This window comes from Streptococcus mitis (genome assembly GCF_003942795.1).
GTDB classification, from domain to species: Bacteria; Bacillota; Bacilli; order Lactobacillales; family Streptococcaceae; genus Streptococcus; species Streptococcus mitis_BJ.
Map to the genome: position 1 here is coordinate 39,094 of NZ_RJNY01000015.1, position 8,763 is coordinate 47,856.

The window sequence follows — 8,763 nt, forward strand, 5'->3', positions numbered from 1 at the left end:
CTAGGATGAAAGAGATCATTGAAAAACTAGCAAAATTTGAAAATTTATCAGGTGTGGAAATGACGGATGTCATTGAGCGTATCGTAACTGGACGTGTGACCGAAGCACAGATTGCTTCTCTCCTCTTGGCTCTTAAGATGAAGGGGGAAACACCAGAAGAGCGCACAGCCATTGCCCAAGTCATGCGAGGGCATGCTCAACACATTCCAACTGAGATACATGATGCTATGGACAACTGCGGTACTGGTGGAGACAAGTCCTTCAGCTTTAACATTTCGACAACTGCGGCCTTTGTCTTGGCTGGTGGCGGCATTCATATGGCTAAACATGGTAACCGCTCGATTTCTTCTAAATCTGGTTCGGCAGATGTCCTTCAAGCCTTGGGTATCAATCTAGACCTCAAACCAGCTGAACTAGGTAAGGTTTTCGATAAAACTGGAATCGTCTTTCTCTTCGCTAAAAATATGCACCCAGCTATGAAATACATCATGCCAGCTCGTTTGGAATTGGGAATTCCAACAATCATGAACTTGACTGGTCCACTGATTCACCCAATGGCCTTGGAAACACAGTTGCTTGGCATTAGTCGTCCAGAGCTGCTAGAAAGTACAGCTCAGGTATTGAAAAATATGGGTCGCAAACGTGCCATCGTAGTTGCTGGACCAGAAGGGCTTGATGAAGCTGGCTTGAACGGAACAACCAAGATTGCTCTTCTTGAAAATGGCGAAATCACCTTGTCAAGCTTTGATCCAGAGGATTTGGGGATGGGACGCTATGCTATCGAAGATATTCGTGGAGGGAATGCTCAGGAAAATGCAGAAATTTTGCTCAGCGTTCTTCAAAACGAACCAAGTCCATTCTTGGAAACGACAGTTTTAAATGCTGGTCTTGGTTTCTATGCTAATGGTAAGGTAGCTAGCATTAAGGAAGGAGTTGCCCTGGCCCGTCAAGTGATTGCTAGTGGCAGGGCCCTTGAAAAACTTAGACTGTTACAGGAGTACCAAAAATGAGTCAGGAATTTTTAGCACAAATCTTGGAGCAGAAGGCGCGTGAGGTTGAGCAGATGGAGCTGGAGGAAATTCAGCCCCTGTGCCAAACCTATCGCTTGGCAGAATTTTTGAAGAATCACCGTGACCGTTTGCAGGTAATCGCTGAGGTCAAGAAGGCTAGCCCTAGTCTGGGAGATATTAATCTCGATGTGGATATTGCGCAACAGGCCCAGACTTATGAAGCAAATGGTGCAGTGATGATTTCGGTTTTGACAGATGAGGTTTTCTTTAAAGGGCATTTGGATTATTTGCAGGAGATTTCCAGTCAGGTAGAGATTCCGACGCTCAACAAGGACTTTATCATCGATGAAAAGCAAATCATCCGCGCTCGCAATGCAGGTGCGACAGTTATCTTGCTCATCGTGGCTGCCTTGTCAGAAGAACGCCTCAAGGAACTGTATGACTACGCGACAGAGCTTGATCTGGAAGTCTTGGTAGAGACTCATAATCTAGCTGAACTAGAAGTGGCCCACAGACTTGGTGCTGAGATTATTGGGGTCAATAACCGCAACTTGACCACCTTTGAAATCGATTTGCAGACCAGTGTAGACCTGGCAAAATATTTTAAGGATGATTGCATCTACATTTCTGAATCTGCTATTTTCACAGGGCAGGATGCGGAACAAGTAGCACCGTACTTTAACGGAATTTTGGTAGGTACAGCTCTGATGCAGGCAGAGGATGTGGCTCAAAGAATCAAGGAGTTACAGATTGACAAAGGTTAAAATTTGTGGACTATCGACCAAAGGAGCGGTAGAGACAGCTGTGTCGGCTGGATCAGACTACATTGGTTTTGTCTTTGCTCCTAGTAAAAGACAGGTGACCTTGGAAGAGGCTGCTGAGCTGGCAAAGCTCATTCCTTCCGATGTAAAAAAAGTTGGCGTATTTGTTTCACCAAGTCGAGAAGAATTGCTAGAAGCAATTGAAAAGGTTGGCTTGGACTTGGTTCAAGTTCATGGTCAGGTAGCAGATGAGTTGTTTGAGGATTTGCCTTGTGCCAGCATTCAGGCTGTGCAGGTGGATGGAGATGGTCATGTCCCCAATTCTCAGGCGGATTATCTCCTCTTTGATGCCCCTGTGGCAGGGAGTGGACAGACCTTTGACTGGGGACGATTGGATACGTCTGGACTAGCTCAGCCTTTCTTTATCGCAGGTGGGCTTAAGGAAGACAATGTAGCAAAAGCAATTCAACACTTTACTCCCTATGCAGTAGATGTATCGAGTGGAGTGGAGACAGATGGACAGAAAGATCAGGAAAAGATTAGAAGATTTATAGAGAGGGTAAAGCATGGCATATCAAGAACCAAATAAAGATGGATTTTACGGAAAATTTGGCGGACGTTTTGTCCCAGAAACATTGATGACAGCAGTTTTGGAGTTGGAAAAAGCTTATCGTGAAAGTCAGGCGGACCCAAGTTTCCAAGAGGAATTAAACCAGCTCTTACGCCAGTATGTAGGACGTGAAACACCCCTTTACTACGCAAAAAACTTGACCCAGCATATCGGTGGAGCCAAGATTTACCTCAAACGGGAAGACCTCAACCATACAGGAGCCCACAAGATTAACAATGCCTTGGGACAAGTTCTTCTGGCTAAACGCATGGGCAAAAAGAAAATCATCGCTGAAACTGGTGCTGGTCAGCACGGTGTGGCAACTGCAACTGCTGCAGCCCTCTTTAACATGGAATGTACCATCTATATGGGTGAGGAAGATGTTAAACGCCAAGCCCTTAATGTCTTCCGTATGGAGCTTTTGGGAGCAAAGGTTGAGGCCGTGACAGATGGTTCGCGCGTTCTCAAGGATGCAGTTAATGCAGCCCTTCGTTCATGGGTGGCTAATATCGATGATACCCACTATATCCTTGGTTCTGCCTTGGGGCCTCATCCCTTCCCAGAAATTGTTCGTGACTTCCAAAGTGTCATCGGTCGAGAAGCTAAGCAACAGTACCGTGACTTGACAGGGCAAGATTTGCCAGATGCCTTAGTAGCCTGTGTTGGTGGTGGTTCTAATGCTATCGGTCTCTTCCATCCATTTGTGGAAGATGAGTCAGTAGCCATGTATGGGGCTGAAGCAGCTGGACTTGGTGTAGATACAGAGCATCACGCAGCTACCTTGACCAAGGGTCGTCCTGGTGTACTTCACGGTTCTCTCATGGATGTTCTCCAAGATGCCCATGGACAAATCTTAGAAGCCTTCTCTATCTCAGCAGGTTTGGACTATCCTGGTATCGGTCCGGAACATTCTCACTACCATGATATCAAACGTGCCAGCTATGTTCCTGTGACTGACGAGGAAGCTTTGGAAGGTTTCCAACTCTTGTCTCGTGTGGAAGGAATTATACCAGCCTTGGAATCAAGCCACGCCATTGCCTTTGCAGTGAAATTGGCCAAAGAACTCGGTCCAGACAAGTCGATGATTGTCTGCCTATCCGGTCGTGGGGACAAGGATGTAATTCAAGTCAAAGACCGCTTAGAAGCAGATGCAGCAAAGAAGGGAGAAGCCCATGCCTAAGACACTAACAGAAAAATTGAAGGCTATCAAAGCAGCAGGAAAAGGAATTTTCGTTCCTTATATCATGGCTGGGGACCATGAGAAAGGTTTGGATGGTCTCGGTGAAACAATCCACTTTTTAGAAGATTTGGGTGTCTCAGCTATTGAAGTGGGTATTCCCTTTTCAGACCCTGTTGCAGATGGACCTGTGATCGAAGAAGCAGGCTTGCGCAGTCTAGCTCACGGAACTTCTACCCAAGCTTTGGTTGAAACCTTGAAAACCATTCAGACTGAGGTGCCACTGGTCATCATGACCTACTTCAACCCCCTCTTTCAGTACGGTGTGGAGAAATTTGTCAAAGATTTGGCAGATACAGCTGTTAAGGGCTTGATTATCCCAGACCTGCCTCATGAGCATGCCAACTTTGTAGAGCCCTTTTTGGTAGACACAGATATCGCCTTGATTCCCCTAGTTAGTTTGACGACAGGAATTGAGCGCCAAAAAGAGTTGATCAAGGGAGCAGAAGGCTTCGTCTATGCAGTTGCTATCAATGGGGTGACAGGGAAGTCAGGTAATTACCGTGCAGACTTGGACAAGCACTTGGCGCAATTGCATCAAGTAGCCGACATCCCAGTCTTGACAGGATTTGGTGTGTCTAGTCAGGCCGATGTAGAACGCTTTAATGCGGTGTCAGATGGAGTGATCGTCGGTTCGAAAATCGTAAAAGCTCTCCACCAAGGAGAGCCAATTGAGGACTTTATCAAACAAGCAGTAGCTTACCAAAAATAATCAAACAAGCAGCAAGTAAGAGGAAAGGCACGAAAGGAAGTCTTTCCTTTTTCTTTTGTAGGAGAAAGGCTAGAATCCCCGTCGCAGAAGCGAACTGAATCAAGATCAGTAATTCGGTCGCGCTAAAGACGAGAGCGCAAGAAGCAAGAAAGAGAAAATCCCCTGCCCCCATGCGGATATCTACGAAATGAGCCATGATTCCAAGGGCAAGAAAGAAGAACATAACCAGATTCCAACCGCAGAAAGCCATGAGGATTAGGTGGAAAATCAGCCAGACCAGCAAGGGATATTCCTGATGACGAAAGTCGTAGATGCCCAAGGTCAAACCAGCAGTGATGAGGATGACTTTACCTAAGGAAAGCCAGCCCCAAGACCAAGCTAGAAAGAGGAGTCCTAAGCCTAGTTCAAAGAGGGCATACCAAATAGGATAGCGAATCTTGCAGTAGCGACAGCGAAAGCGACCAATTACTTGAGAGATAATCGGAATCAAATCTAAGGGTCGCAAGCGAGTCTGACAGGAATTGCAGTAGCTAGCCGGTCGAATAATGGATTGCTCAGGGAAACGGTCAATGACCAAACCCAAGAAAGAAGCGAGAATGCTCCCGACAAGAAAAAAATAAATATCAATCATACTTATTTATTCGTAAAAAATAGGAGAAGTAGTATAATGGAGAAACATAAACAAGATAGTGAGGTCAAGATGACAATTCGTTTTGAAGAAAATGTGAGCACAGAAAATGCCCAGCTCGTATGCCAATGGTCTAATTCCCTTGGCAAATCCTTTCAAGAACAATGGATGGGATCAATGATTCCTTTTCCCTTAACAATTCAAGTCTTGCAAGATTTGGAAGGAATCTTTTCAATATTTGATGAACAAGAATTTGTGGGGCTTATCCAGAAAATCAGGCTAGAAGACAGGAATCTTCATATCGGGAGATTTTTTATCAACCCTCAGAAACAGGGGCAAGGCTTAGGTAGCCAGGCTTTTAAGGACTTTATTCAATTAATGTTTGAAAATGAAGAAATTGCCAGTATTTCTCTAACAGTCTTTGAGTCAAATCAAGCAGCAAAGCATCTGTATCAAAAAGAAGGATTTGAAATCGTTCAAATGGTTGAAACACCTATACGAAAATACATCATGAAAAAGGGCGGATAGCAGATTGACTTTGTAGTAAAAACTCCTTTTTCGCTGTGAAGAAGGCTATACTATTTTAACGGTAGAAGGGATGGCTCGTATGAAAAAAACAGATATTTTTAAAGACATTGTTTGGATTATGACACATGATTCATCTACAGTAAAAGATCGCAAAGGGTGCAACTCTCAGCCTTTTCTAGAAAAGATTACAGATGATATGACTGAGCAAGAATTTCTCTATCAAGTCAGGACTTATCTTGCTAGTTTTGGGATTATTGGGCATGTTTCTTTTCATGATAAAAAATCAGGTCCGAAAGGTTTTCTTTTGAGGATAAGTGAGCAGGAAATGTTTGTCGAGGAAGCAAACCAAGATACAGGCCTCCGAGTGGGGGATCGAATCCTCGGTCTGGACGGGATGAGTTTGGAGCAAGTAGCTTTGCAACACCAAAATTACTTTATTAGTCTGACTCCAGAAAGACGATACCGAGAATGGGCAGATTTGCTACTGATGGCAGAGCAAGTGACCGTCTTGCGAGATGGGCAGGAGATGTCTATTGCAGTTCGTGCTAGCCAGCAAGCTCAAAAAGCTCAGATCTTTTGGAAAGAGTTGGAGTCAGATATCCTCTATCTACGTTTAGATAATTTTATGGATGAAGAAGCGATTAACCGTTTATACCAAGAGTGTTTGCAGAAGATTTCTGAGACAGAAACTCTTATTATAGATGTCCGTTACAACAATGGGGGCACGGATTCTTTGTATTTTCCGCTCTTACATCTTGGCTTGGAGGAAGGGAAAGGCTATGACACTCTTGATTTACAGGATAATGGAATGGAAATTCTCTATACAGAAGGAAATGTCGATCGACGCTTAAAAGACTTTGAAACATGGCTGCAACAAGAAAATATCAGTCCTGATACGGTGAAACTGCTTGAAGATTTTCGTAATAATTTACTCCAAAATCGAGGGAAAGGCTATGTTCGGTATCAGGATGATCAGGACGCGCTTTTTCCAGGTGTTAAGGGTGGTCACTATCCAGAGCAGATTTTTGTTTTGTCAGATATTTATTGTGCATCATCAGGAGATAATTTTGTCAAGATGATGAAGAATTTTAAGAAAGTAACAGTTATCGGCCGTCCAACGCTTGGTATTTTAGACTACTCAAATTGTTGCAAGGTGGATTATGATGATTACTCTTTGATGTTCCCAACTTCTCGCTGGTTGGCTATAGATAAAGGCAAAGGGATGACGGACAAAGGTGTTCTTCCTGATATAGAAGTCCCTTGGACTCCTGCACATTTTGAACGAGATGTAGATCTAGATAAATGTCTGGAGTTGATTGAGATGAAGAGGAAGCATTAGATTGTTTAAATAAAAGACTTAGTTCTGTATGAAATAGAGCTAAGTCTTTTGCTTTCAATCTGCTTGTAATTGAGTAAAATGATTGTATCACTGAGGGGCAAAAGAATTTTTTACACACCAAATATATCTTGAGTATCTATTGATGGAATAGAAGTAGGGAGGATACAAAAAAGCCTTGAATTCAAGGCTTTTCCTGTTGTATTTAGATGCCCCCTGCATGGATTTGTAAGAACTTTTCATATTGAAAATAAACAAAAATGTTGAAATATAGCTGATTTTAGGGAAATACTTTTAGGTGTTTTCAATGTCAGGATTTAAAAATGGGGCAAAAGTGGGGCAAAAACGAATGACTCGTATTTTGTTTGAAAACCTATAATACCTAATGATTATGCTATTCTAGATATATAGTTTTGTTATAAATAAATGTCAGTGCGAGTTCAAATCGGAGGATAAAATGGAAAAACAAATTAATGAAAAAAAGCCTTGGTTCCCAAAGCTTTTTTATGTTATAAACTCATTAAAAGAACCCCCAGTTAGATTTGGAATATTTTTTATTCTGTGTCACATAAAAATAAATAAAATGAATGGCTATAGCTAGAGCTAAAATGGTTGTTATACTCACTACTATTATAGGATTAGAAGCAAAGATTAAAGAGAGAATCAAGGCAGCCAGATAGAGTGTCGCTTGGACACAGTAGTAATTTTTCGAATAGCGAAGATAGTGTTTGTTATGGGGCCCATTTACTAGGACAGCAGCTTGAAAGAGGCCAAATCCGATATAAGAGAAGCTGGTTGCAAAGAGACGATTAGCTTCAGGATTCAGAAGAAAACTCATCGAAACGGTTATCATAATAAGTCCAATGAAAATAGGATAGTGACTGTAAATTAGAAATAGTCCCTTTTGATTAGATTTTTCATCAATAGCATGGTCGAATTGACCAAAATAAAACAAGAACAGAGAAATCATAATAATGAAATAAAGAACCGAATAAATCGAGAAATTCTCGATTGTAAAGAAGTTAGCTAGCTCCGTAATCATCTCTCCAAACATAATAATGACAAGAAGGGAGATGCGCTCGATTAAATGGGGGAGATTTACCTGGTAATGCTTATCTTTATTAAGCAAGATACTTGGCATAATAAATGTTAGCAGAATACTAGCAAATAAGATATAGACTCTAAGGTAAATAGGAAGAAGAGCTGCTAGATAGAATCCTAAACTTCCTAGACCTGTTATCCATAGAAAACCTTTGATACTTTCCCGATTAGCATCATCGGTTGATTTTCTAAAAAATTCAACCAAATATTGAAAAAATAAGGTAAGGGTTAATGTACCAATAGCCCAACAGAGATAATGAAAATATTGTTGCCAATCAGGTCCAATCATATTGGCTATAAAGAGTAAAATTCCCATTTTGATAAACATGATTACTATGTTAAATAAAGAGTTCTTTCCATAGCGATTGGTATAATCGGTTTGAATCATCCAGGAATCGATGAGAAACAAAGTAGCAATGAGAAAATCAAGGAAAGAATTCCAAGTCAAAATACCGTTATGAAGATGGTCAATTAAAGTAGTTACTTTTGAAATTGCAAAAACAAAAACTAAGTCATAAAAAAGTTCTGAAAATTCTACACGTTTATGTTTAATAAGAGTTGTCATCTTAAGTCCTTTCTATTTTAGAAGTACAATTTATTATAACAGAAAATGGTAATGAGAGAAAAGGATATGCTTAAATAACTTCATGTGACGCGAATGAACTGCGCCACAAAAGTTAGGTTTTTTCTGTCTAACTTTTGGGGTGCAGTTCAGAAGGGGTGTTTTTTCTATCGTTTTTTAGTGCTAAGACTACACAAAAAAGCCTTGATTCCAAGGCTTTTTCCTGTTGTATTTAGATGCCCCCTACAGGGATTTGGAAAGGACTTTCATATTGAGAG

Annotated in this window: 9 protein-coding genes; 7 read left to right on the forward strand and 2 right to left on the reverse strand. The window is 41.6% G+C overall.

Going from position 1 to position 8,763, the window contains the following annotated elements; genetic code table 11:
* The first annotated feature begins 5 nt into the window (after window positions 1-5).
* Genes trpD through trpA form a run of 5 tightly spaced genes read left to right on the forward strand, consistent with a single transcriptional unit; the run spans window position 6 to window position 4,330 of the window.
* Complete coding sequence (trpD, locus tag D8847_RS07435) at window positions 6-1,010, forward strand: anthranilate phosphoribosyltransferase (protein ID WP_125841153.1); 1,005 nt, start codon at window positions 6-8, stop codon at window positions 1,008-1,010.
* Entirely contained in the window at window positions 1,007-1,774 is a 768-nt protein-coding gene (gene trpC, locus D8847_RS07440) for an indole-3-glycerol phosphate synthase TrpC (protein WP_125841154.1), read from the forward strand. Before trpD ends, trpC begins: the two co-directional genes overlap by 4 nt.
* Window positions 1,761-2,360 (forward strand): phosphoribosylanthranilate isomerase, encoded by a 600-nt coding sequence (locus D8847_RS07445; RefSeq protein WP_185757938.1) that lies wholly within the window; start codon window positions 1,761-1,763, stop codon window positions 2,358-2,360. The genes trpC and D8847_RS07445 overlap by 14 nt, the downstream gene beginning before the upstream one ends.
* A complete protein-coding gene (gene trpB, locus D8847_RS07450) occupies window positions 2,338-3,561 on the forward strand; it encodes a tryptophan synthase subunit beta (protein ID WP_125841156.1) in 1,224 nt (407 codons plus the stop codon). Before D8847_RS07445 ends, trpB begins: the two co-directional genes overlap by 23 nt.
* Window positions 3,554-4,330, forward strand: coding sequence for a tryptophan synthase subunit alpha (trpA, locus tag D8847_RS07455; protein WP_125841157.1), 777 nt, complete (start codon window positions 3,554-3,556; stop codon window positions 4,328-4,330). The genes trpB and trpA overlap by 8 nt, the downstream gene beginning before the upstream one ends.
* Here the strand turns inward: trpA and D8847_RS07460 are convergent.
* On the reverse strand, window positions 4,302-4,961 hold the full coding sequence (locus tag D8847_RS07460) for a prepilin peptidase (protein ID WP_125841158.1): 660 nt from the start codon (window positions 4,959-4,961) through the stop codon (window positions 4,302-4,304). The two genes, trpA and D8847_RS07460, sit on opposite strands and share 29 nt — an antisense overlap.
* A 69-nt stretch (window positions 4,962-5,030) precedes the next feature.
* Between D8847_RS07460 and D8847_RS07465 the strand changes: the two genes are divergently transcribed.
* Both D8847_RS07465 and D8847_RS07470 read left to right on the forward strand, forming a co-directional pair.
* Window positions 5,031-5,486 carry a GNAT family N-acetyltransferase gene (locus D8847_RS07465; RefSeq protein ID WP_025171842.1) on the forward strand — a complete coding sequence of 152 codons (456 nt, stop codon included), beginning with the start codon at window positions 5,031-5,033 and terminating at the stop codon, window positions 5,484-5,486.
* Window positions 5,487-5,565: 79 nt separating this feature from the next.
* Window positions 5,566-6,825, forward strand: coding sequence for a S41 family peptidase (locus tag D8847_RS07470; protein ID WP_125841161.1), 1,260 nt, complete (start codon window positions 5,566-5,568; stop codon window positions 6,823-6,825).
* 517 nt (window positions 6,826-7,342) lie between these two features.
* On the opposite strand, the gene D8847_RS07475 is transcribed toward D8847_RS07470, so the two are convergent.
* Complete coding sequence (locus D8847_RS07475; protein WP_125841159.1) at window positions 7,343-8,488, reverse strand: low temperature requirement protein A; 1,146 nt, start codon at window positions 8,486-8,488, stop codon at window positions 7,343-7,345.
* Between the last annotated feature and the right edge of the window lie 275 nt (window positions 8,489-8,763).

Coding starts and splice junctions, on each gene's coding strand:
- trpD (WP_125841153.1), top strand. CDS start 6: ATGAAAGAGATCATTGAAAAACTAGCAAAATTTGAAAATTTATCAGGT.
- trpC (WP_125841154.1), top strand. CDS start 1,007: ATGAGTCAGGAATTTTTAGCACAAATCTTGGAGCAGAAGGCGCGTGAG.
- trpB (WP_125841156.1), top strand. CDS start 2,338: ATGGCATATCAAGAACCAAATAAAGATGGATTTTACGGAAAATTTGGC.
- trpA (WP_125841157.1), top strand. CDS start 3,554: ATGCCTAAGACACTAACAGAAAAATTGAAGGCTATCAAAGCAGCAGGA.
- D8847_RS07460 (WP_125841158.1), bottom strand. CDS start 4,961: ATGATTGATATTTATTTTTTTCTTGTCGGGAGCATTCTCGCTTCTTTC.
- D8847_RS07465 (WP_025171842.1), top strand. CDS start 5,031: ATGACAATTCGTTTTGAAGAAAATGTGAGCACAGAAAATGCCCAGCTC.
- D8847_RS07470 (WP_125841161.1), top strand. CDS start 5,566: ATGAAAAAAACAGATATTTTTAAAGACATTGTTTGGATTATGACACAT.
- D8847_RS07475 (WP_125841159.1), bottom strand. CDS start 8,488: ATGACAACTCTTATTAAACATAAACGTGTAGAATTTTCAGAACTTTTT.